This is a genomic window from Streptomyces sp. NPDC060232, assembly GCF_042726555.1.
GTDB lineage: Bacteria > Actinomycetota > Actinomycetes > Streptomycetales > Streptomycetaceae > Streptomyces.
Window position 1 is genome coordinate 9,874 of record NZ_JBHXAG010000004.1, and the last position, 20,249, is coordinate 30,122.

19 protein-coding genes, 1 tRNA gene and 1 pseudogene are annotated in these 20,249 nt (G+C 69.9%); 11 read left to right on the forward strand and 10 right to left on the reverse strand.

Annotated elements, in window-relative coordinates:
- Window positions 1-182 precede the first annotated feature (182 nt).
- From ACFWFZ_RS08400 to ACFWFZ_RS08415, 4 genes are all read right to left on the reverse strand, one after another.
- Complete coding sequence (locus ACFWFZ_RS08400; RefSeq protein WP_387118454.1) at window positions 183-569, reverse strand: hypothetical protein; 387 nt, start codon at window positions 567-569, stop codon at window positions 183-185.
- 137 nt (window positions 570-706) lie between these two features.
- A complete protein-coding gene (locus ACFWFZ_RS08405; protein WP_387118457.1) occupies window positions 707-1,351 on the reverse strand; it encodes a uracil-DNA glycosylase in 645 nt (214 codons plus the stop codon).
- Between the two features lie 177 nt (window positions 1,352-1,528).
- Window positions 1,529-2,254, reverse strand: a complete 726-nt coding sequence (locus ACFWFZ_RS08410; protein WP_387118460.1) for a hypothetical protein — start codon at window positions 2,252-2,254, stop codon at window positions 1,529-1,531.
- A gap of 221 nt (window positions 2,255-2,475) precedes the next feature.
- A tRNA-Gly gene (locus ACFWFZ_RS08415) sits at window positions 2,476-2,546 on the reverse strand.
- A gap of 180 nt (window positions 2,547-2,726) precedes the next feature.
- Between ACFWFZ_RS08415 and ACFWFZ_RS08420 the strand changes: the two genes are divergently transcribed.
- From ACFWFZ_RS08420 to ACFWFZ_RS08430, 3 genes are all read left to right on the forward strand, one after another.
- Entirely contained in the window at window positions 2,727-2,939 is a 213-nt protein-coding gene (locus tag ACFWFZ_RS08420) for a hypothetical protein (protein ID WP_078658298.1), read from the forward strand.
- 85 nt (window positions 2,940-3,024) lie between these two features.
- The gene (dcd, locus tag ACFWFZ_RS08425) at window positions 3,025-3,612 is read left to right on the forward strand and encodes a dCTP deaminase (RefSeq protein WP_045321620.1); all 588 of its coding nucleotides are present in this window, start codon (window positions 3,025-3,027) and stop codon (window positions 3,610-3,612) included.
- Entirely contained in the window at window positions 3,609-4,109 is a 501-nt protein-coding gene (locus ACFWFZ_RS08430; RefSeq protein WP_386189037.1) for a phosphoribosyltransferase, read from the forward strand. The genes dcd and ACFWFZ_RS08430 overlap by 4 nt, the downstream gene beginning before the upstream one ends.
- 96 nt (window positions 4,110-4,205) lie before the next feature.
- Here ACFWFZ_RS08430 and ACFWFZ_RS08435 read toward each other — a convergent pair whose 3' ends face one another.
- From ACFWFZ_RS08435 to ACFWFZ_RS08445, 3 genes and pseudogenes are all read right to left on the reverse strand, one after another.
- The gene (locus tag ACFWFZ_RS08435; RefSeq protein WP_387118465.1) at window positions 4,206-5,114 is read right to left on the reverse strand and encodes a Yip1 family protein; all 909 of its coding nucleotides are present in this window, start codon (window positions 5,112-5,114) and stop codon (window positions 4,206-4,208) included.
- Window positions 5,115-6,007: 893 nt separating this feature from the next.
- A pseudogene (locus ACFWFZ_RS08440) lies at window positions 6,008-8,215 on the reverse strand ((Fe-S)-binding protein); the annotation flags it as partial.
- 110 nt (window positions 8,216-8,325) lie between these two features.
- Window positions 8,326-8,883, reverse strand: coding sequence for a sugar transferase (locus tag ACFWFZ_RS08445; protein WP_387118468.1), 558 nt, complete (start codon window positions 8,881-8,883; stop codon window positions 8,326-8,328).
- A 207-nt stretch (window positions 8,884-9,090) separates the two neighbouring features.
- On the opposite strand from ACFWFZ_RS08445, the gene dnaK reads away from it, so the two are divergent.
- The 4 genes from dnaK to ACFWFZ_RS08465 are packed head-to-tail and all read left to right on the forward strand — an operon-like array spanning window position 9,091 to window position 13,293.
- Window positions 9,091-10,938, forward strand: coding sequence for a molecular chaperone DnaK (gene dnaK, locus ACFWFZ_RS08450; RefSeq protein ID WP_387118472.1), 1,848 nt, complete (start codon window positions 9,091-9,093; stop codon window positions 10,936-10,938).
- Complete coding sequence (gene grpE, locus ACFWFZ_RS08455; protein WP_387118475.1) at window positions 10,938-11,597, forward strand: nucleotide exchange factor GrpE; 660 nt, start codon at window positions 10,938-10,940, stop codon at window positions 11,595-11,597. Before dnaK ends, grpE begins: the two co-directional genes overlap by 1 nt.
- A 39-nt stretch (window positions 11,598-11,636) precedes the next feature.
- The gene (gene dnaJ, locus ACFWFZ_RS08460; protein ID WP_387118478.1) at window positions 11,637-12,818 is read left to right on the forward strand and encodes a molecular chaperone DnaJ; all 1,182 of its coding nucleotides are present in this window, start codon (window positions 11,637-11,639) and stop codon (window positions 12,816-12,818) included.
- Between the two features lies 1 nt (window position 12,819).
- The gene (locus ACFWFZ_RS08465) at window positions 12,820-13,293 is read left to right on the forward strand and encodes a heat shock protein transcriptional repressor HspR (RefSeq protein ID WP_046777781.1); all 474 of its coding nucleotides are present in this window, start codon (window positions 12,820-12,822) and stop codon (window positions 13,291-13,293) included.
- 79 nt (window positions 13,294-13,372) lie between these two features.
- Here the strand turns inward: ACFWFZ_RS08465 and ACFWFZ_RS08470 are convergent, their stop codons facing one another.
- Entirely contained in the window at window positions 13,373-14,446 is a 1,074-nt protein-coding gene (locus tag ACFWFZ_RS08470; protein WP_387118481.1) for a helix-turn-helix transcriptional regulator, read from the reverse strand.
- Window positions 14,447-14,530: 84 nt separating this feature from the next.
- Here ACFWFZ_RS08470 and ACFWFZ_RS08475 point away from each other — a divergent pair, with 84 nt between their 5' ends.
- The gene (locus ACFWFZ_RS08475) at window positions 14,531-14,806 is read left to right on the forward strand and encodes a hypothetical protein (protein WP_030026719.1); all 276 of its coding nucleotides are present in this window, start codon (window positions 14,531-14,533) and stop codon (window positions 14,804-14,806) included.
- Window positions 14,803-15,117: a hypothetical protein gene (locus tag ACFWFZ_RS08480; protein WP_030026718.1), complete on the forward strand. Its 315-nt coding sequence runs from the start codon at window positions 14,803-14,805 to the stop codon at window positions 15,115-15,117. Before ACFWFZ_RS08475 ends, ACFWFZ_RS08480 begins: the two co-directional genes overlap by 4 nt.
- Before the next feature lie 134 nt (window positions 15,118-15,251).
- On the opposite strand, the gene ACFWFZ_RS08485 is transcribed toward ACFWFZ_RS08480, so the two are convergent.
- A complete protein-coding gene (locus ACFWFZ_RS08485) occupies window positions 15,252-15,665 on the reverse strand; it encodes a pyridoxamine 5'-phosphate oxidase family protein (RefSeq protein WP_387118485.1) in 414 nt (137 codons plus the stop codon).
- A gap of 178 nt (window positions 15,666-15,843) precedes the next feature.
- On the opposite strand from ACFWFZ_RS08485, the gene clpB reads away from it, so the two are divergent.
- Window positions 15,844-18,435, forward strand: coding sequence for an ATP-dependent chaperone ClpB (gene clpB / locus ACFWFZ_RS08490; RefSeq protein WP_387118488.1), 2,592 nt, complete (start codon window positions 15,844-15,846; stop codon window positions 18,433-18,435).
- Between the two features lie 152 nt (window positions 18,436-18,587).
- Complete coding sequence (locus tag ACFWFZ_RS08495; RefSeq protein ID WP_387118491.1) at window positions 18,588-19,127, forward strand: YbjN domain-containing protein; 540 nt, start codon at window positions 18,588-18,590, stop codon at window positions 19,125-19,127.
- 16 nt (window positions 19,128-19,143) lie between these two features.
- On the opposite strand, the gene ACFWFZ_RS08500 is transcribed toward ACFWFZ_RS08495, so the two are convergent.
- A complete protein-coding gene (locus ACFWFZ_RS08500) occupies window positions 19,144-20,232 on the reverse strand; it encodes a hypothetical protein (protein WP_387118494.1) in 1,089 nt (362 codons plus the stop codon).
- Window positions 20,233-20,249 lie beyond the last annotated feature (17 nt).

Consider the following 20,249-nt stretch of genomic DNA (forward strand, 5'->3'; position numbering starts at 1 on the left):
CCGCGCCCCCCCGCCCCCGCCCGCGCGCCCCCCCGCCCCCCCCCCGCCCCCGCCCCCCCCCCCCCCCCGCCCCGGCCCGGCCCCCGCGGCCGGGGGGGGGGGGGGGGGGGGGGTGGGTTGGGGGGGGGGGCGGCCCCCCCCCCCGCCCCCCCCCACCCCTGCGTTTCAGCGATCGATCCCAGCTACCTGGCGCCGTCGAGGAGATCTCCGAATCCCGAGCCCGAACAGTAGGTGGCCGCCCGCGCCTCTGCGTCTGCATTGCGGTCTATGACCGCTTTTTCAGTGTCATCGAAGATGTGGCCGGAGGCATGGTCAAGGTTTTCTCGATCAAGGATCTTGGCCGCATTGATTGCCTCGGAACCTGCTTCTTCAGCGCGGTCGTACTCCGGCCATTCGATGTTCCGCCAATCGCTTGCGTGGACGCTGCCAGCGCTCGACAGCATCGCGTTTCTGGCACGCTGCCACACCGCAAGCTTGACGCAGTAGTCCCGCTGCCACGCTGAAGCCTGTGCTGGATCGTACGAGGAGCAACTGGTCGCCAGCGTCGACGCGGCGAGGACGGGGAGCAACGCAGAAATCCTCCGGAGTGCCTTGCTGCATCCGCAGCCGTCCCACCACATAGATCAATTCCCCCCAGAACACCGGCCGATCGTGGAGCACCGATAAGGGCGACGATGACCATAGGCCGCGCGAGTGCGACCGAGCTCTATGACGGCCCGCCCAGGCCACGGAGCACGTCACCGACGCTCTGGCAGGAGTCGACCCTGTGCTGGGCGCGGCGCGCGCGTTCCTCGGGGTCTCGCACGAAGAGCGCCTGGCGCCCTGGGTGGTATGTGCTCACGGCCTTCACGCTCCGCTCACGGACCGCTCCGGGGTGCGTCTTGAGCAGCCGGCGCCACGCGTCCTGGGCTTCGCTGCCCTGCAGAAGCACGACCTCGATCTTCGGCATCAGCTCCAGCAGCTGATTCAGCACCTCGACGCCGGCTTTGAGCTCGGCCGCCTTCGGCGAGCGGTTGATGTACCAGGGGTAGGCGTTCCAGGGAGTGACGTCTCGCGGCGCGATCCCCGCCCCGTCGAAGAGCTGGACCTGCAGCTCCGCAGTCGGGTCGTCGTTCTCCACACAAAGGAATCCGGAGCCGACCCCTTCCTGCGTCTTGGGACCCGGATCCCGCAGGATCGACAGGGCGCGCGCGTCCACTCCCCCGTGCCAGGGGGCGACGTGCGGCATCCAGCCACGCCCGTCCTGGTCGCGCAATGCGTCGACCATCTCATTGATCGGCCGTACGTGGGGGGCGTAGCGCCCCTGTTCCTGCTCTATTCGGAACGCCTCGTCCCGCATTCGTCTCGCCATGTCTCCTCCAGCACCCACTCGCACGATCGCGGGGAAATCGGGAACCTCTGACAACAGCACGGATCGCTCGGCCGATCCCGCAGACAGAGAGAACTACTCGCCGCGCGCCACAGCTCCATGGAGGCAGGGCGCAGGAGGTCCGGGCTGCCGGCGAGGGCAAGCCGCGTCTGGCGGGTCCTATGGGAACAGTGTGCCGCCGGGCACGCGTTCCACGTCGGTGACCTTCAGTTCGGCAATGTCCGCGATGGTGCCGTTGGACACCCCGTTCGGGACGATCAGCTGCTCCGGCTGGCGGTTGGTCTTGTCGGGGCCGAGTCGTTCGGCGTGGGCCTCGGTCTCGCCGAGGAAGTCGCCGTCCTTGTCGTATGCCTCGATGGTGACGCGGTAGTCGGCCGCGTCCTTGCCGAGATTGGTGATCGAGAGGTCGTACAGGTACACCGGCCCGCCACCGAAGTCAGGGTCGGCGTGCCCGTTGGAGATCTTGACATGCTTCAGCAGCTCCTCGCGGGCGCCCGGCTCGATGCCGCACAGCTTGTCCCAGGCGTCCAGGACCTCAGTGAACTGCTCCGGGGTGGCCTTCTGTCCGGTCGGGGAGCTCTTCAACGACCGCTCGCGGTCCTTGCGGCGCCCCGAGCACTCGGTTGCGTACGTCTCCGTCATGGCCTTGAGGTCTTGTGCGGACATCGCGGCTATCTCGGCCCGCTTGGGCGTGTACTTCCACACGACGGCCAGGAATTGCTTCTGCCCCTCGTCCAGCAGCCGGTCGTTGTACGTGGCTGACGGGGACGGCGCCGTGCTGCCAGCGGCAGTGGTCTTGGCTTTGTCGCTGTTGTCGCCGTCGCAGGCGGCCAAGGCCAGAACCAAGCCCGCGGCGAGGACGGTCGCGACGGAAGTGCGATTCAAGCTGCTTCCCCTCACTGGGCTGCCCGGTCGGCCCGCACCTCCGGGTAGGTCCGTGGATCGTACCGGCCGCCGGAGGGTGTACGGCGGGCCATTCCATGGGAAGGAGGGGGCTCAATCTGACGCCCCGTTGGGGCAGTTATGGCACGCGAATGGCAGGCGGGGCCCAGATAGGTCTAGACAACGAAGAAGGCCCAGGTCGCTGACCTGGGCCTTCTTGCAAGAGCGGATGACGGGAATCGAACCCGCGCTATAAGCTTGGGAAGCTCATGTTCTACCATTAAACTACATCCGCGCAGCGGTCCAGCTGACTGGATCTCTACCGTTCCATACTCTACCCCATGATCGACCCCCGGTGTATTTGCCGCGGCGTCGCCGTTGCCTGTCGTGTGCACGGAGGCGTGTGGGGGCGGGAGTTGGGGCGTACCGTGTCGTGCGGAGCGCGGCGGCTGGAGCCGTTGCGGATCATCCCCTAATGTGGCGATTCGTCGCAGAATGGCTCGTTGGGGAAAGGGACTCGATGGAGCACACCGTCGTCCGTTGTGCCGAAGGGCACGTTTTCAGTACCGCCTCCTTCCCGCTGCAGCACCTCGGTGCCGGCCGGATCGGACCCGGGCGGCTGCTGCGGTGTCCGCGGTGCGCGCGCCTGCGGCAGGCCGTGCCCGTGGGCGGTGCGCCCAAGCGCTGAGCGCGGGGTGTGAGACGTACGGCCGGGCGCGCGGGCGTTCCCTCTCGATTGGGGGTGGCCCGCACGCTCTGCGTATCCTCGGGGCGTGCTTCTCTCTGACAAAGACATCCGGGCCGAGATCGACAGCGGACGGGTTCGCATCGACCCGTTCGACGAGGCGATGGTGCAGCCCTCCAGCATCGATGTGCGTCTCGACCGGTTCTTCCGGGTGTTCGAGAACCACCGCTACGCCCACATCGATCCCGCGGTCGAGCAGCCGGACCTGACGCGGATGGTCGAGCCCGAAGGGGACGAGGCGTTCATCCTGCATCCCGGTGAGTTCGTCCTGGCGTCGACCTACGAGGTCATCTCGCTGCCCGACGACATCGCCTCCCGGCTGGAGGGGAAGTCCAGCCTGGGCCGGCTCGGGCTCGTGACGCATTCGACCGCCGGGTTCATCGACCCCGGGTTCTCGGGCCACGTGACCCTTGAGCTGTCGAACCTCGCCACGCTGCCGATCAAGCTCTGGCCCGGCATGAAGATCGGGCAGCTGTGCATGTTCCGGCTCAGCTCGCCCGCGGAGTTCCCGTACGGCAGCGAACGGTACGGCTCCAGGTACCAGGGGCAGCGCGGGCCGACCGCCTCGCGTTCCTTCCAGAACTTCCACCGCACCCAGGTGAGGCACGAGGCATGAGCGACGCAGTACGCGAGAACCTGACCTACGAGGGCTTCGGCGCCGCCGTGCGCGAGTTGGCGCAGACCATCGCCGACGACGGCTACGAGCCGGACATCATCCTGAGCATCGCCCGCGGCGGCGTGTTCGTCGCCGGCGGCCTGGCGTACGCCCTGGACTGCAAGAACATCCACCTGGTGAACGTGGAGTTCTACACCGGCGTCGGCACCACGCTGGAGATGCCGGTCATGCTGGCGCCCGTGCCCGAGGCGATCGACTTCACCGACAAGAAGGTCCTCATCGCCGACGACGTCGCCGACACCGGCAAGACGCTGAAGCTGGTGCACGACTTCTGCCTGGGCCACGTCGCCGAGGTGCGCTCCGCCGTCGTCTACGAGAAGTCCCACTCCCTCGTGAAGTGCGAGTACGTGTGGAAGAAGACCGACGAGTGGATCAACTTCCCGTGGTCGGTCGAGCCGCCGGTCGTCAAGCGAGAGGGCCAGGTCCTCGACGCCTGATCCGCGGCTGTCCGGCGGGACATGCGCGAGGGGCCCCCGGCCGTTGCCGGGGGCCCCTCGCGTCTCTGCGTGTGCGTGCCGTCCGTGCCGTCCGTGCTAGATGGTGCCCAGCTTGATGATCGACAGCAGGGCGATCAGCTGGATCGCGGAGGCGCCGAGCGCCTTCGGCCACGGGAGGTCGTGCGACTTGCTGACCAGCGAGGTGAACAGCGCGCCCGCGGCGACCCACGTGGCCCAGCCCAGCACCTGGACGATCATGTTGTCGCCGCCGAGGAACACGGCGAAGAGCAGGCGCGGCGCGTCCGTGATGGACATGACCAGCATCGACAGGCCCACGGTGGGCTGCCAGTTGCCGTCGCCGCCCATCTGGCGGGCCAGGGTGTGCGTGACCGCGCCCAGGAGCAGACCGCAGATGACGAAGGCCACGCCGGCGGACAGCACGATCGGGACGGCCTTCGACAGGGTCGCGTTGATCACGTCCTCGCGGGCGTCGTCGAGGCCGAAGACCGCGAGGAGCCCGTAGAGGAAGGTCACGATCAGCGCCGGACCCCAGACGGGGTAGTCGCGCATCTGGAGGAAGGTCTGCCCCGGCCGCGTCACGATGCCGCGGAGCAGTTCCTTCCACGGCAGCCGCGGCCCGGACGGCGCCGCCGCGGCAGCGCCCGCGTGGTAGGTCGCGCCCTGGCTGTACGGGTCCTCGCCGACGGCGAAGACCTGCGTGTGCCCGGGGTTGTCGTTGTTGTAGTTCCCGCCGCCTCCGTGGCCGTACGGGGGCTGCTGCGGGTGCGGGTGCTGCTGCCCGTACGGGTCGAAGTACTCCGGCTCGCCGTGGCCCCCGGCGTTCGGCTGCGGCCACTGCTGCTGCGGTGGCGGCCCGCCGACGGGAGGGTAGGGCGGCTGGCCGTACGGCGGCGGTTGCTGCTGACCGTACGACTGCTGCTGCTGCGGGGGTTGTTGCGGAGCGCGGTTGTTGTCCCGGCCGCGTCCGATCCTGAATCCAGCCACGTGATCGAACGTACCTGGTCCGGCGGGATCCGGTGGCCGGGCAGCCGGAACCGGCACCCTTTGCGGCTGACCTGTGACATCCCTTAGGGGATCCCCGGGGGGCTGACCCCACCCCCGGAACCCATGGGCCGCGTGTCCGGTTTACGCAGAGAAGTGCACGGTCGACACGCCGAAGAAGGCGGGCCACCTCCGGGTCGGGGCGAGCGGCGGCGCAGTGGTGGTGGCAGCGGTGGCATGGCGTCGGCGGGTGCCGCCGGGCGCGGCTTCGTTCGTTCTGCCGGCCACCACCCTGCGGGTGGTGGCCGGGGTTGACCCCGGAAAGCCGGAACGGCCGGTCCCCAAGCGGGGACCGGCCGTTCCGGTGCGTGGGCCCTTTGCCTGGCGGCTACCGGCCCGGGTGCCTACGTGGCGTCCTCGGCCTTCGCCTTCGGCTCGGCCGGGCTCGCCTTCTCGGCCTCGCCCGCGGCGTCGGCCTGCGGCGCCGCCTCGGCTTCCGCCTTGGGCTCGGCCGCGGCCGGTGCCTCGGCGCCAGCCTCAGCCGGAGCCTCCGACTCGGCCTCGGCCTTCGCCTCGGTCTTCGCGTCGGTCTTCGCGTCGGCCGCGGCTCCCGCCTCCGGCGCAGCCTCGGCCTTCGGCTCGGACGCTGCCTCGGCCTTCGCGTCAGCCTCCGACTTCACCTCGGCTTCCGCCTCCGCCTTCGCAGCCGCCTCGGCTTCAGCCTCGGCGTCCGCCTTGGCCTTCGCTTCGGCTTCAGCCTCCGCCTTGGCCTTCGCCTCCTCGGCTGCCTTCGCCTTGGCCGCCGCTTCCGCTTCCGCCTTCGCCGCAGCGGCTGCCGCAGCGGCCTCCGCCTCGGCCTCGGCCGCCAGGGCGGCCAGTTCCGCCTCCGTCGGGCCCGGGGTCTTGACCGACTCCAGCAGCAGCTGCGCCACGTCCACGACCTGCACGGACTCCTTCGCCTGGCCCTCATTCTTCTTGCCGTTGACCGAGTCGGTCAGCATGACCAGGCAGAACGGGCAGGCGGTCGAGACGATGTCGGGGTTCAGGGACAGGGCCTCGTCGACGCGCTCGTTGTTGATGCGCTTGCCGATCCGCTCCTCCATCCACATCCGCGCGCCACCGGCGCCACAGCAGAAGCCCCGCTCCTTGTGGCGGTGCATCTCCTGCTGGCGCAGCCCCGGCACGGCCGACATGATCTCGCGCGGCGGCGTGTAGACCTTGTTGTGCCGGCCCAGGTAGCACGGGTCGTGGTAGGTGATCAGGCCGTCGACCGGCGTCACCGGCGTCAGCCGGCCCTCGTCGATCAGGTGCTGGAGCAGCTGCGTGTGGTGGATGACCTCGTACTCGCCGCCGAGCTGCGGGTACTCGTTCGCGATGGTGTTGAAGCAGTGCGGGCAGGTCGAGACGATCCGCTTCGCCGACTTCGGCTTCTTCGTCTCCGGGTCGTCGTCGTCCTCGCCGAACGCCATGTTCAGCATGGCCACGTTCTCCTGGCCCAGCTGCTGGAACAGCGGCTCGTTGCCCAGGCGGCGCGGCGAGTCACCGGTGCACTTCTCGTCGCCGCCCATGATCGCGAACTTGACGCCCGCGATGTTCAGCAGCTCCGCGAAGGCCTTCGTGGTCTTCTTGGCCCGGTCCTCCAGTGCGCCGGCGCAGCCGACCCAGTAGAGGTAGTCGAACTCGGAGAGGTCCTCCGCGTCCTTGCCGATGATCGGGACCTCGAAGTCCACCTCCTTCGTCCACTCGACGCGCTGCTTCTTCGCCAGGCCCCAGGGGTTGCCCTTCTTCTCCAGGTTCTTGAGCATCGTGCCCGCCTCGGACGGGAACGCGGACTCGATCATCACCTGGTAGCGGCGCATGTCGACGATGTGGTCGATGTGCTCGATGTCGACCGGGCACTGCTCCACGCACGCACCGCAGGTCGTGCAGGACCACAGCACGTCCGGGTCGATGACGCCGTTCTCCTCGACGGTGCCGATCAGCGGGCGCTCGGCCTCCGCCAGCGCCGTGGCGGGGACACCGGCGAGCTGCTCCGCCGTGGCCTTCTCGTTGCCCTCCATGTCCTTGCCGCCGCCTGCCAGCAGGTACGGGGCCTTGGCGTGCGCGTGGTCGCGTAGCGACATGATCAGGAGCTTCGGGGAGAGCGGCTTGCCCGTGTTCCAGGCGGGGCACTGCGACTGGCAGCGGCCGCACTCGGTGCACGTGGAGAAGTCGAGGATGCCCTTCCAGGAGAACTGCTCGACCTGCGAGACGCCGAAGTTGTCGTCCTCGCCCGGGTCCTCGAAGTCGATCTCCTTGCCGCCGCTGGTCATCGGCTGGAGCGCACCCAGCGCGGTCGCGCCGTCGGCGTTCCGCTTGAACCAGATGTTCGGGAAGCCGAGGAAGCGGTGCCACGCGACACCCATGTTGGTGTTGAGGGAGACCACGATCATCCAGATCAGCGAGGTGCCGATCTTGATCATCGCGGTGAAGTAGATGGCGTTCTGCAGAGCGCTCGCCGACAGCCCGTCGAAGGCCATGACCAGCGGGTACGAGATGGCGTACGCCGGCTCCCAGCTGTCCACGTGGTGGATCGCGCCCTCAAGGCCGCGCAGGCACAGGATCGCGAGGCCGATGGTGAGGATGATGTACTCGACGAAGTACGCCTGCCAGGCCTTCGACCCGGCGAAGCGCGACTTGCGGCCGGCCCGCGAGGGCAGGCTGAGCAGGCGGATCACGATCAGGACCAGGATGCCGACGACCGTCATCAGGCCGATGAACTCGATGTAGAGCTCGAACGGCAGGAAGCCGCCCAGGACCGGAAGCGTCCAGTCGGCCTGGAAGAGCTGGCCGTAGGCCTGGGCCAGGGTCGGCGGGAGCGTCAGGAAGCCGATCGCGACGAACCAGTGGGCGAAGCCGACGATGCCCCAGCGGTTCATGCGGCTGTGGCCGAGGAACTCCCGGACGAGGGTGAGCGTTCGAGCCTTCGGGTCGTCCGTGCGGCTGCCGGCCGGCACGGGCTGTCCGATCTTCACGAAGCGGTAGATCTGCGCCACGGCTCGTGCGAGCAGCGCGACGCCGACCACGGTCAGGACCAGCGACACGATGATCGCGGCGAGTTGCATGGGAGGGCTCCTCGGGCGGCACTTACTAAGCGGTAACTTATGAAGTCAAGGCTTGAGGTTACCCATTCCCGACGCCGCAATGTAGCTGAGCGTGCGGTGATCTGTGTCGCTCAGGCGAGCCTTTGTCGACAGGCCGCCCGCGGGGTCCGCGCCAGGATTGCCAGGTCCATCCCGAGCCAGTGGTTCTCCACATAATGCCGGTCGAGCAGCGCCATCTCCTCCCAGGGTAGGTCGGAGCGTGCGCTGACCTGCCACAAACCGGTCATTCCGGGGCGTACGAGGAGCCGGTCCGGGCGGTCCGTACGGGCCTCCGGACGCGGGCCGACCAGCGACATCTCGCCGCGGACCACATTGAGCAGCTGGGGGAGCCCGTCGAGGGCGCACCGCTCCAGGAGCGCGCCCGTCCGCCCCGCCGCGGCCGTGTCGAACCGCCAGGTCCGCAGCGGCCGCCCGGCGAGCCCGGCGGCGGCCTCCCGTGCGAAGGGGTGCCCGCGGGTGGCCGCGTACAGCAGTGCGGTGGTCGCGGCCAGGACCGGCGCGAGCAGGGTCAGCAGGATCACCGCCCCGGCGAGGTCGAGCACCCGCTTCGCCGGCGGGGCCGCTGGGAGCTGAATCCGCCGCATCCGCATCCGCGTCCGCGGCCGGGGGGCGGTGGGCGTGAGGGGCATGCCAGCACGCTGCCGCACGGGTGTCGCGGCCCCGGCGCGCCGCGCGGCGCGGGTCCCCCGTCCGGCCGTCCCGTCCCCGGGAAAGGCGAAGGTTGCGCGTAAGTGGCAGCTAAAGGTTGAGCCGACCCGACTCAGTTCTGTTGACGCGAGCGCGGCCGGTACGGCATGGTTGAGTCTGTTCCACTCAAGTCAGCTGGAGGAATCGAAATGGCACGTGCGGTCGGCATCGACCTGGGCACCACTAACTCCGTCGTCAGCGTTCTGGAAGGCGGCGAGCCCACCGTCATCACCAACGCCGAGGGCGCCAGGACCACGCCGTCCGTCGTCGCCTTCGCCAAGAACGGCGAGGTCCTCGTCGGCGAGGTGGCCAAGCGCCAGGCGGTCACGAACGTTGACCGGACCATCCGCTCCGTCAAGCGCCACATGGGCACTGACTGGAAGATCAACCTGGATGGCAAGGACTTCAACCCGCAGCAGATGAGCGCCTTCATCCTGCAGAAGCTGAAGCGCGACGCCGAGGCCTACCTGGGCGAGAAGGTCACGGACGCGGTCATCACCGTCCCGGCCTACTTCAACGACTCCGAGCGCCAGGCGACCAAGGAGGCCGGCGAGATCGCCGGTCTGAACGTCCTGCGCATCGTCAACGAGCCGACGGCCGCCGCCCTGGCCTACGGTCTCGACAAGGACGACCAGACCATTCTCGTCTTCGACCTCGGTGGCGGCACCTTCGACGTGTCGCTCCTGGAGATCGGCGACGGTGTCGTCGAGGTCAAGGCCACCAACGGTGACAACCACCTCGGTGGTGACGACTGGGACCAGCGCGTCGTCGACTACCTGGTGAAGCAGTTCGCCAACGGCCACGGCGTCGACCTGTCCAAGGACAAGATGGCGCTCCAGCGTCTGCGCGAGGCCGCCGAGAAGGCGAAGATCGAGCTGTCCTCCTCCACGGAGACCTCGATCAACCTGCCGTACATCACGGCGTCCGCCGAGGGCCCGCTGCACCTGGACGAGAAGCTCACGCGCTCGCAGTTCCAGCAGCTCACCGCTGACCTGCTCGACCGCTGCAAGACCCCGTTCCACAACGTCATCAAGGACGCCGGCATCCAGCTGTCCGAGATCGACCACGTGGTCCTGGTCGGCGGCTCCACCCGCATGCCGGCCGTCGCCGAGCTCGTCAAGGAGCTCACCGGCGGTCAGGACGCCAACAAGGGCGTCAACCCGGACGAGGTCGTCGCCATCGGCGCCACCCTCCAGGCCGGTGTCCTCAAGGGTGAGGTCAAGGACGTCCTGCTCCTCGACGTGACCCCGCTGTCCCTCGGCATCGAGACCAAGGGCGGCATCATGACCAAGCTCATCGAGCGCAACACCACGATCCCGACCAAGCGGTCCGAGATCTTCACGACGGCCGAGGACAACCAGCCGTCCGTGCAGATCCAGGTCTACCAGGGCGAGCGCGAGATCGCGGCGTACAACAAGAAGCTCGGCATGTTCGAGCTGACCGGCCTGCCGCCGGCCCCGCGTGGCGTCCCGCAGATCGAGGTCTCCTTCGACATCGACGCGAACGGCATCATGCACGTCACGGCCAAGGACCTCGGCACGGGCAAGGAGCAGAAGATGACCGTCACCGGCGGCTCTTCGCTCGGCAAGGACGAGGTCGACCGCATGCGCCAGGAGGCGGAGCAGTACGCGGAGGAGGACCTGCGCCGCAAGGAGGCCGCCGAGTCCCGCAACCAGGGCGAGCAGCTCGTCTACCAGACGGAGAAGTTCGTCAAGGACAACGAGGACAAGGTCCCGGCCGAGGTCAAGACCGAGGTCGAGTCGGCCGTCGCCGAGCTGAAGGAGAAGCTCAAGGGCGAGGACACCGGCGAGATCCGCAGCGCGACCGAGAAGCTCGCCGCGGTCAGCCAGAAGCTCGGCCAGGCGCTCTACGCCGACGCGCAGGCCGCCCAGGGTGCCGCCGGCGCGGCCGGTGACGCGGGCCAGGCCAAGGCCGACGACGACGTCGTCGACGCCGAGATCGTCGACGACGAGAAGCCGAAGGGTGGCGCTGCCTGATGTCGGAGGAGACCCCGGGCTTCGACGAGAAGCCCGAAGTCCCCGCCGACGCCGCTCAGGACGACGCCGAGCCGAAGGCCGCCGACTCCGCCGACACGGCGGAGGGGGCGGCCCCGGCCGGGGACAGCGCACAGGATGTGGCCCTGCTGGCGCAGCTGGACCAGGCCCGTACCGCGCTCGGTGAGCGCACCGCGGACCTCCAGCGGCTCCAGGCGGAGTACCAGAACTACCGCCGCCGGGTGGAGCGGGACCGGATCACCGTCAAGGAGATCGCGGTCGCGTCCCTCCTGACGGAGCTCCTGCCGACGCTCGACGACATCGGCCGGGCGCGGGAGCACGGCGAGCTGGTCGGCGGCTTCAAGTCGGTGGCCGAATCGCTGGAGACGGTCGTCGCCAAGATGGGCCTGCAGCAGTTCGGCAAGGAGGGCGAGCCCTTCGACCCGACGGTCCACGAGGCCCTGATGCACTCGTACGCGCCGGACGTCACCGAGACGACCTGCGTGGCGATCCTGCAGCCGGGGTACCGGATCGGCGAGCGTACGATCCGTCCCGCACGGGTCGCGGTGGCCGAGCCCCAGCCGGGTGCGGCCCCCAAGTCCGAGTCCGCGGAGGGCGACAAGCCGTCCGGCGAGGACGCGGATGCAGCCGACCAGGGCTGACGCAGTACACGTAGAGGCACGGGAGGAGGGACACCGGGGATGAGCACGAAGGACTTCGTGGAGAAGGACTACTACAAGGTCCTCGGTGTCCCGAAGGACGCCACCGAGGCCGAGATCAAGAAGGCGTACCGGAAGCTCGCGCGCGAGTTCCACCCGGACGCCAACAAGGGCGACGCCTCCGCCGAGGCGCGCTTCAAGGAGATCTCCGAGGCGAACGACGTCCTCGGGGACGCCAAGAAGCGCAAGGAGTACGACGAGGCGCGCGCGCTGTTCGGCAACGGCGGCTTCCGCCCCGGGCCGGGCGGCGGCGGCGGATCGTTCAACTTCGACCTGGGCGACCTCTTCGGGGGCACCCAGCAGGGCGGTCAGGCCGGCGGCTTCGGCGGCGGCCTGGGAGACGTCTTCGGCGGGCTCTTCAACCGCGGCGCCGGCCCGGGTGCGGGCACCCGTACCCAGCCGCGCCGCGGCCAGGACATCGAGTCGGAGGTCACCCTCTCCTTCACGGAGGCGGTGGACGGGGCCACGGTCCCGCTCCGGATGTCCTCGCAGGCGCCCTGCAAGGCCTGTTCGGGCACCGGCGACAAGAACGGCACGCCCCGGGTGTGCCCGACCTGCGTCGGCACCGGCCAGGTCTCGCGGGGCAGCGGCGGCGGCTTCTCGCTGACCGATCCCTGCGCGGACTGCAAGGGCCGCGGCCTGATCGCGGAGACCCCCTGCGACGTCTGCAAGGGCAGCGGCCGTGCCCGCAGCTCCCGCACCATGCAGGTCCGGATCCCGGCGGGGGTCCTGGACGGCCAGCGGATCCGGCTGCGCGGCAAGGGCGCTCCCGGCGAGCGCGGCGGCCCCGCCGGCGACCTCTACGTGGTGGTCCACGTCGGGACCCACCCGGTGTTCGGCCGCAAGGACGACAACCTGACCGTGACCGTCCCGGTGACGTTCGCCGAGGCGGCGCTGGGTGCCGACATCAAGGTCCCGACGCTGAACGGCCCCTCGGTGACGCTGAAACTGCCCCCGGGCACCCCGAACGGGCGTACGATGCGGGCCCGCGGCAAGGGAGCGGTCCGCAAGGACGGCACCCGCGGGGACCTGCTGGTCACCGTGGAGGTCGCGGTTCCGACCGAGCTGTCCGACAAGGCACGCGAGGCGCTGGAGATGTACCGCGAGGCGACGGAGTCGCAGGACCCGCGCTCCGCGCTGTTCGAGTCCGCGAAGGGAGCATGACATGGACGGCCGCCGACGACAGTCCTCCCGTCTGGGGAGCGGTGCCTATCCACTCACCGACGAGACCCCGGTCTACGTGATCTCGGTGGCCGCCCAGCTCTCGGGCCTGCATCCGCAGACCCTCCGCCAGTACGACCGTCTCGGCCTGGTCTCCCCGGACCGTACGGCCGGCCGCGGCCGGCGCTACTCCGCCCGGGACATCGAACTGCTCCGCACGGTGCAGACGCTGTCCCAGGACGAGGGCATCAACCTGGCGGGCATCAAGCGGATCATCGAACTGGAGAACCAGGTGGCGGCGCTCCAGCAGCGCGTCGCCGAGCTCTCGGCGGCGGTGGACGGCGCGGCCGCCACGCTGCGGGCCCGCGAGGCCCAGGTGCACGCCTCGTACCGCCGCGACCTGGTCCCCTACCAGCCGCCGCAGCCGGGCAGCGCCCTGGTGGTCTGGCGCCCCAGCCCCAAGCGCCCGATGGACTGACGCGCGCCCGGCACGCCGTCCGGCCCCCGGAAGCACACCTGCAGGCCCCGCCCCTCCCAGGGCGGGGCCTGAGGGCTTTTCAGAGGCCTTCCGGGTCCGGGCGCGGGTCGTGGTCCGGGCCGTGGTCCTCGCACTCCTCGGGGGCCGAGGGGCGGCCCAGGATGCCCGACCGGGCGATGAGGTAGCCGAGCTGGGCGCGGCTGCCGCTGCCCAGGGTGGTGGCGAGCTTGGCGATGTGGGCGCGGCAGGTGCGTACGTTCATACCGAGGCGGCGGGCGATGGCCTCGTCCACGTGCCCCTCGATGAGGAGCTGGGCGATGGTGCGCTGCACGCCGGTGATGCCGCCGGGGGTGCTGCGGTACGTCACCTCCTCGGTGAGCGGCACGGCGCGGTGCCAGAGCTGCTCGAACACCTTGATGAGGTAGTCGACGAGGCCGGGGTGGCGCAGTTCCAGCGCGACGCGGCGGTCGTCGCTCACCGGGATGAAGGCGACGGTGCGGTCGAAGATGATCAGGCGCTCTATCAGCTCTTCGAGGGTGCGGATCTCGACCTTGCCCGTGGAGATCCGGTCCACGTAGGCGAGGGTGCCCTGGCTGTGCCGTGCGGTGTGCTGGTAGAGGGTCCGTATGCTGACCCCGCGGTCGATCAGCGGCTGGTCGCGCTCCAGGGCCTGTGTGAGGGCCTCGGAGGGCCGCGCTCCGCCCGGCTGGACCGTCAGTACCTCGGTGTGGCATTCGGCCGTCGCGAGGTTCAGTGCGGCGTTGATCCGTTCGAAACCCTCCAGCACCGTGATGGCGTGGGTGTTGGCCGGGCTCTGTGCGCTGATGGCCAGGAAAGGCTCGAAAGTGTCGGTGAGATCTACAGCGCTGCGTCGGCGGTCCTGGATCTCGCGTTCAATCGGGTGGAGCCGTTGAGCCAAAGCCACGGACGGGGGAACCGGGCGGAGCTGGTTGGCGTCATCCGGGTCGGGCTGCAGAAGGGCGAGTTCCAGCAGGCAGGGGGCGTTCTGGATCTCTCCCCGGGCTATCCGGCCGGTGCTCAGGGCAGCCGCGTAGAGCCGGGTTCCCTCGGCGCACATGGACGTGACGGGGTGGGGATGTGTCGCCTTTGTCTCTTTTCGCGTCAAATCTCCACCCCCCAGGGTCCTGAACATGCAAGAACATGATGCATCGTCCCTGTGGCATTGACGTGCCTGAATGAGCCATCGTCTGTCACGCGGGGGAGAGGATTCCATCAAGTGAGGACGAAGCCGACCATGTACAAGAGAATGCTTCGCTCGGTGCTTGCCATAGGTTTCTCCGCCGTTGCGGTTTTTGGGGCAGTCAGCGCCGTCGAAAGTGACGCGGGGAGCGCTAGGGACGGTCAGGGCACGAGCCTGACGAGCACGGAGTTCGACACCGGCTGGACCACGGCGCCCGTGGGCAAGTACGCGGACACCGGCTGGACCGCCGCCGAGCTGGGCGGTAAGGACGACACGGGCTGGACCGAGGCTCCTGCGACGGTGTCCGCATGACCCCCGACGACCGCGGCTTCCGCCGCGAGATGGCGTCGGCCTACCGCTCGGGCTGGCAGTTCATCGACCTCGCCACGGCCATCCCCCACCCCGGCGACTCGTTGATGGTCACCCTGTTCGGCCAGCCCATCGTCATCGTGCGCGAGGAGGACGAGGACGTCCGTGCCTACCGGTGCCTGCGCCGCCCGCGCGGCGCGCCGCAGCCCGTCCGCTGCGAGGTGCGCTACGGAATGGTCTTCGTCAATCTCGATCAGCGGGACCACCAGCTCTTCGAGCCCGACATCACCACCGCCACCCCCCGCAGTGCCTGAAGCGATTCCCCCGTCGTTCCAGATCGCTCAGGCGCTACCCCCACACAACGGCGCCGTCGTGGACCTGACCACGATGGCGCCGTTGTGATGCCCGCGTCCAGTGCGTGAACCGGACAAGATGAAGAATCAACGGCTCATGCGCGACCCATGGCCCGGTCCAGGGTGATCTCCATGACCACGCGGTCGGGATTGGGCGACGGGGTCCGCCCGTACCGCTCCGCGTAGCGCGCCACCGCCTCGGCGACCGACGCCTCGTCCGTGCGGATCACCGCACGGCCCTCCAGCGTGGCCCAGCGGCGTCCCTCCATCTGGCAGACCGCCACCCGCGCCCCGCCGCCCTGCGCCGCCTGCGCCGCCAGGACGTTGCGGACCTTCTTGCTGTGCTTGTTGCTGATCACCCGGGCCAGGCCGGCCTCCGGGTCGTACGTCACGCCCACCGGCACCACGTGCGGGGTCCCGTCGGGGCGCGGCGTGGTCAGCGTGCAGACGTGTCGCTCCCGCCAGAAGGCGAGGTACTCGGGCGTCGGGTTGAGTACGTCATGGGACATGGGCCGAAGGCTACGGGGAAAGCGTTCCCCTCAACTGCCTTGAGTGGAATAGACTCAACTTTGCATACGCTGACTCTGTCAGATCCAGACCCCGATGCAGATCCAGGCCCAGATCCAGACACCTGGACCCGGACCCGGGCCGACCTGGTTGTGTTTCCCTCGGAGAGGAGAAGGCGCAGTGGACGCCGAGCTGACCAACAAGAGCCGCGACGCGCTGAACGCGGCCACCGGCAGGGCCGTCAAGGAAGGCCACGCGGACCTGACCCCCGCACACCTGCTGCTGGCCCTGCTCGCCGGCGAGGACAACGAGAACGTGATCGACCTGCTGGTCGCCACGGACGCGGACCAGGCCGCCGTGCGCAGCGGCGCCGAACGCCTGCTCGCCGCACTGCCCAGCGTCACCGGCTCCACGGTCGCACCCCCGCAGCCCACCCGCGAGCTGCTCGCCGTGCTCGCCGAGGCCGACAGTGAGGCCGGCAAGCTCGGCGACGAGTACCTCTCCACCGAACACCTGCTCATCGCCGTCGCCGCCAAGGGCGGCGCGGCCGGTGAGGTCCTTTCCGCCCAGGGCGCGACGGCGAAGAAGCTGCTGGACGCCTTCCAGAACGCACGAGGAGCACGGCGGGTGACCACCCCCGACCCCGAGGGCCAGTACAAGGCCCTGGAGAAGTTCGGCACCGACTTCACGGCGGCCGCCCGCGACGGCAAGCTCGACCCGGTCATCGGCCGCGACCACGAGATCCGGCGCGTCGTGCAGGTCCTGTCGCGCCGTACGAAGAACAACCCGGTGCTCATCGGCGAGCCCGGCGTCGGCAAGACGGCCGTCGTCGAGGGTCTGGCCCAGCGCATCGTCAAGGGCGACGTGCCCGAGTCCCTGAAGAACAAGCGGCTCGTCTCCCTCGACCTCGGCGCCATGGTCGCCGGCGCGAAGTACCGCGGCGAGTTCGAGGAGCGGCTCAAGACCGTCCTCGCGGAGATCAAGTCCAGCGAGGGCCAGATCATCACCTTCATCGACGAGCTGCACACGGTCGTCGGCGCGGGCGCCGGCGGCGACTCCGCGATGGACGCCGGCAACATGCTCAAGCCCATGCTGGCCCGCGGCGAACTCCGCATGGTCGGCGCGACCACCCTCGACGAGTACCGCGAGCGCATCGAGAAGGACCCGGCGCTGGAGCGGCGCTTCCAGCAGGTGCTGGTCGCCGAGCCGTCCGTCGAGGACACGATCGCGATCCTGCGCGGGCTCAAGGGCCGCTACGAGGCCCACCACAAGGTGGTCATCAACGACAGCGCGCTGGTCGCCGCCGCGACCCTCTCCGACCGGTACATCACCTCCCGCTTCCTGCCCGACAAGGCCATCGACCTCGTCGACGAGGCCGCGTCCCGGCTGCGCATGGAGATCGACTCCTCGCCCGTCGAGATCGACGAGCTGCAGCGCTCGGTGGACCGCCTGCGGATGGAGGAGCTGGCGCTGAACAACGAGTCCGACCCCGCCTCGCGCGAGCGCCTCGACAAGATCCGCAAGGACCTCGCCGACCGGGAGGAGGAGCTGCGCGGCCTGACCGCCCGCTGGGAGAAGGAGAAGCAGTCCCTCAACCGGGTCGGTGAGCTCAAGGAGCGCCTGGACGACCTGCGCGGCCAGGCAGAGCGCGCCCAGCGCGACGGCGACTTCGACACCGCCTCCAAGCTCCTCTACGGGGAGATCCCGCAGCTGGAGCGCGAGCTGGCCGAAGCCACCGAGGAGGAGGCCGCGGCCGAGACCGCCAAGAACTCCATGGTCAAGGACGAGGTCGGGCCCGACGACATCGCGGACGTGGTGGGTGCCTGGACCGGCATCCCCGCCGGCCGGCTGCTGGAGGGGGAGACCCAGAAGCTGCTCCGCATGGAGGACGAGCTGGGCCGCCGCCTGATCGGCCAGACCGAGGCCGTACGGGCCGTCTCCGACGCCGTACGCCGCACCCGCGCGGGCATCGCCGACCCGGACCGGCCGACCGGCTCCTTCCTCTTCCTCGGCCCGACGGGCGTGGGCAAGACGGAGCTGGCCAAGGCGCTCGCCGACTTCCTCTTCGACGACGAGCGGGCCATGGTCCGCGTCGACATGTCGGAGTACTCCGAGAAGCACAGCGTGGCCCGGCTCGTCGGCGCCCCGCCCGGCTATGTCGGCTACGAGGAGGGCGGCCAGCTCACCGAGGCCGTCCGCCGCCGCCCGTACAGCGTGGTGCTCCTCGACGAGGTGGAGAAGGCCCACCCCGAGGTCTTCGACATCCTGCTCCAGGTCCTGGACGACGGTCGGCTCACGGACGGCCAGGGCCGGACGGTCGACTTCCGCAATACCATCCTGATCCTGACCTCGAACCTCGGCAGCCAGTTCCTGATGGACCCGGCCACCCCGGCCGACCAGAAGAAGCAGCAGGTCCTGGACGTGGTACGGGCGAGCTTCAAGCCGGAGTTCCTCAACCGCCTGGACGACCTGGTGGTCTTCTCCGCGCTGAGCCGGGACGAGCTGGCGCACATCGCCGAGCTGCAGATCGGCCGCCTCGCCAAGCGCCTGGCCGACCGGCGGCTGACCCTGGACGTCACTCCCGAGGCCCTGGCCTGGGTGGCGGACAAGGGCAACGACCCGGCGTACGGCGCCCGGCCGCTGCGCCGCCTGATCCAGACGGCGATCGGCGACCGCCTGGCCAAGGAGATCCTCTCCGGAGCGGTCCGCGACGGCGACACCGTGCGCGTCGAGGTGGCGGGCGAGGACCTGCTGGTGGGCAAGGCCCTCTGACCCGGCACCCCGTGCACCCCGTGCACCCCGCGTACAGGCACGTGCGCGGGGTGCACTCCTGTCCGCCCGCAGCGGATCCGTGACCGTCGGGCTGGACATGGGGTGGGCGGGATGGGGGAGGATGCAAGTATCCGCACGAAGGGAAGTACACGGTGAGCATCGACCCGGCCTCGATTCCGAACTTCGGAGGGCAGCAGCCCGATCCGCAGGCCACAGGACCGGCGGGCCCCGTCGTCCCCGACCAGGATCTGGTCAAGCAGCTGCTGGAGCAGATGGAGCTCAAGTACGTCGTCGACGACGAGGGTGACCTCGCGGCGCCGTGGGAGGAGTTCCGTACGTACTTCATGTTCCGCGGCGAAGCGGAGCAGCAGGTCTTCTCGGTGCGGACCTTCTACGACCGTCCGCACAAGATCGACGAGAAGCCGCAGCTCCTCGAGTCGATCGACGACTGGAACCGTCGCACCCTGTGGCCGAAGGTCTACAGCCACACGCACGACGACGGCTCCGTCCGCCTGATCGGCGAGGCGCAGATGCTGATCGGCACCGGCGTCAACCTGGAGCACTTCGTGTCCTCCACGGTCAGCTGGGTCCGCGCGTCCATCGAGTTCGACAAGTGGCTCACGGAGCAGCTCGGACTGGAGAAGGACATCGACTCCGCCGACGGCGGGGAAGAGGACGGCGGGGACAGCTGACCCCCCGGCCTCTCCCTCACGGTGGCATCTTGGCGAAGACCAGGAGGTAGACCCCGTAGGCGCAACTGAGCCCGGCCAGCCCCGCGGTCACCACGACCGCGGAGCGCGGCCGGGCTCGTGCCATCACGGCGGCCAGCGGCAGCAGCAGCGGGAACGCCGGCAGCAGGAACCGCGGCTTCGACTCGAAGTAGCCGGCCCCGCCCAGGGTGATCACCAGCAGGACCGCGGTGTAGACGAGCAGGGGCAGCGGCGGCCGGTGGAACAGCAGCAGCACCGCCAGGAGCAGGGCCGCTCCCAGCAGCACCGCCGTGACAGCGGTGGCGAGCGCCACGGGGCCGCCGCTCAGCACCCGCCAGAGGGCGGACATCACGTATCCGCCCCCGTCGAAGCGGGAGCCCCACTGGCGCTGCACGGTGAAGTACCCGGCCGCGTCGTGCCGGCGTACCCCGACGGCCGCCACGTACGCCAGCCAGCCCGCCGGCGCCAGCAGCCCGGCCGCCCACACCTCGGGCGCGCGGGATCTTCGTACGAGCAGCGCGTGCGCCGCCGTGACGGACACGGCCGCGGCGACGGCGATCCCGGTCGGCCGGGTCAGTCCCGCCAGGAGTGCCCCCGCCGCGGCGAGCAGCCAGTGCTCGCGCAGCAGCGCGTACAGCGACCAGGCGGCGAGGGCGACCAGCAGCGGCTCGGTGTAGGCGAGGGTGAGCACCACCGCGTGCGGGACCACCGCCCACAGGGCCACCAGCAGCAGCGCGACGCGCCGCCCGGCCACCAGCTCCCCGACCCGGTACACGCCGACGGCGGCCACGGCGGCCGCGGTCCAGGCGACCAGCAGCGCCCCCCACTCGCCGCCGCCGCACAGGCGCACCAGCACCGGGTACAGCGGGAAGAAGGCGTAGTCGCTCTGCACCAGCCCGGTGACCGGCCACATCTGGGTGCGGCCGTAGCCGCGCTGTGCGAGGGCGAGGTACCAGGCGGAGTCCCAGGAGTGTCCCAGCACCCGGACGGGGCTGCGCCCGGCCCACCACGCGGCCAGGGCCAGCACGGCGGCTCCGGTCACGCGGATCGCGGCGAACACGCCGAGCGCGAGCGCGGCGGTGGGCACGCCGACGGCTCTGACGT

Bases quoted from the DNA above. Each gene is read 5' to 3' on its own strand.
- ACFWFZ_RS08445 (WP_387118468.1), bottom strand. From the start codon at position 8,883: ATGCCCCTCACGCCCACCGCCCCCCGGCCGCGGACGCGGATGCGGATG.
- dnaJ (WP_387118478.1), top strand. From the start codon at position 11,637: ATGAGCACGAAGGACTTCGTGGAGAAGGACTACTACAAGGTCCTCGGT.
- dnaK (WP_387118472.1), top strand. From the start codon at position 9,091: ATGGCACGTGCGGTCGGCATCGACCTGGGCACCACTAACTCCGTCGTC.
- ACFWFZ_RS08465 (WP_046777781.1), top strand. From the start codon at position 12,820: ATGGACGGCCGCCGACGACAGTCCTCCCGTCTGGGGAGCGGTGCCTAT.
- ACFWFZ_RS08470 (WP_387118481.1), bottom strand. From the start codon at position 14,446: ATGTTCAGGACCCTGGGGGGTGGAGATTTGACGCGAAAAGAGACAAAG.
- grpE (WP_387118475.1), top strand. From the start codon at position 10,938: ATGTCGGAGGAGACCCCGGGCTTCGACGAGAAGCCCGAAGTCCCCGCC.
- ACFWFZ_RS08430 (WP_386189037.1), top strand. From the start codon at position 3,609: ATGAGCGACGCAGTACGCGAGAACCTGACCTACGAGGGCTTCGGCGCC.
- ACFWFZ_RS08485 (WP_387118485.1), bottom strand. From the start codon at position 15,665: ATGTCCCATGACGTACTCAACCCGACGCCCGAGTACCTCGCCTTCTGG.
- ACFWFZ_RS08405 (WP_387118457.1), bottom strand. From the start codon at position 1,351: ATGGCGAGACGAATGCGGGACGAGGCGTTCCGAATAGAGCAGGAACAG.
- ACFWFZ_RS08420 (WP_078658298.1), top strand. From the start codon at position 2,727: ATGTGGCGATTCGTCGCAGAATGGCTCGTTGGGGAAAGGGACTCGATG.
- ACFWFZ_RS08480 (WP_030026718.1), top strand. From the start codon at position 14,803: ATGACCCCCGACGACCGCGGCTTCCGCCGCGAGATGGCGTCGGCCTAC.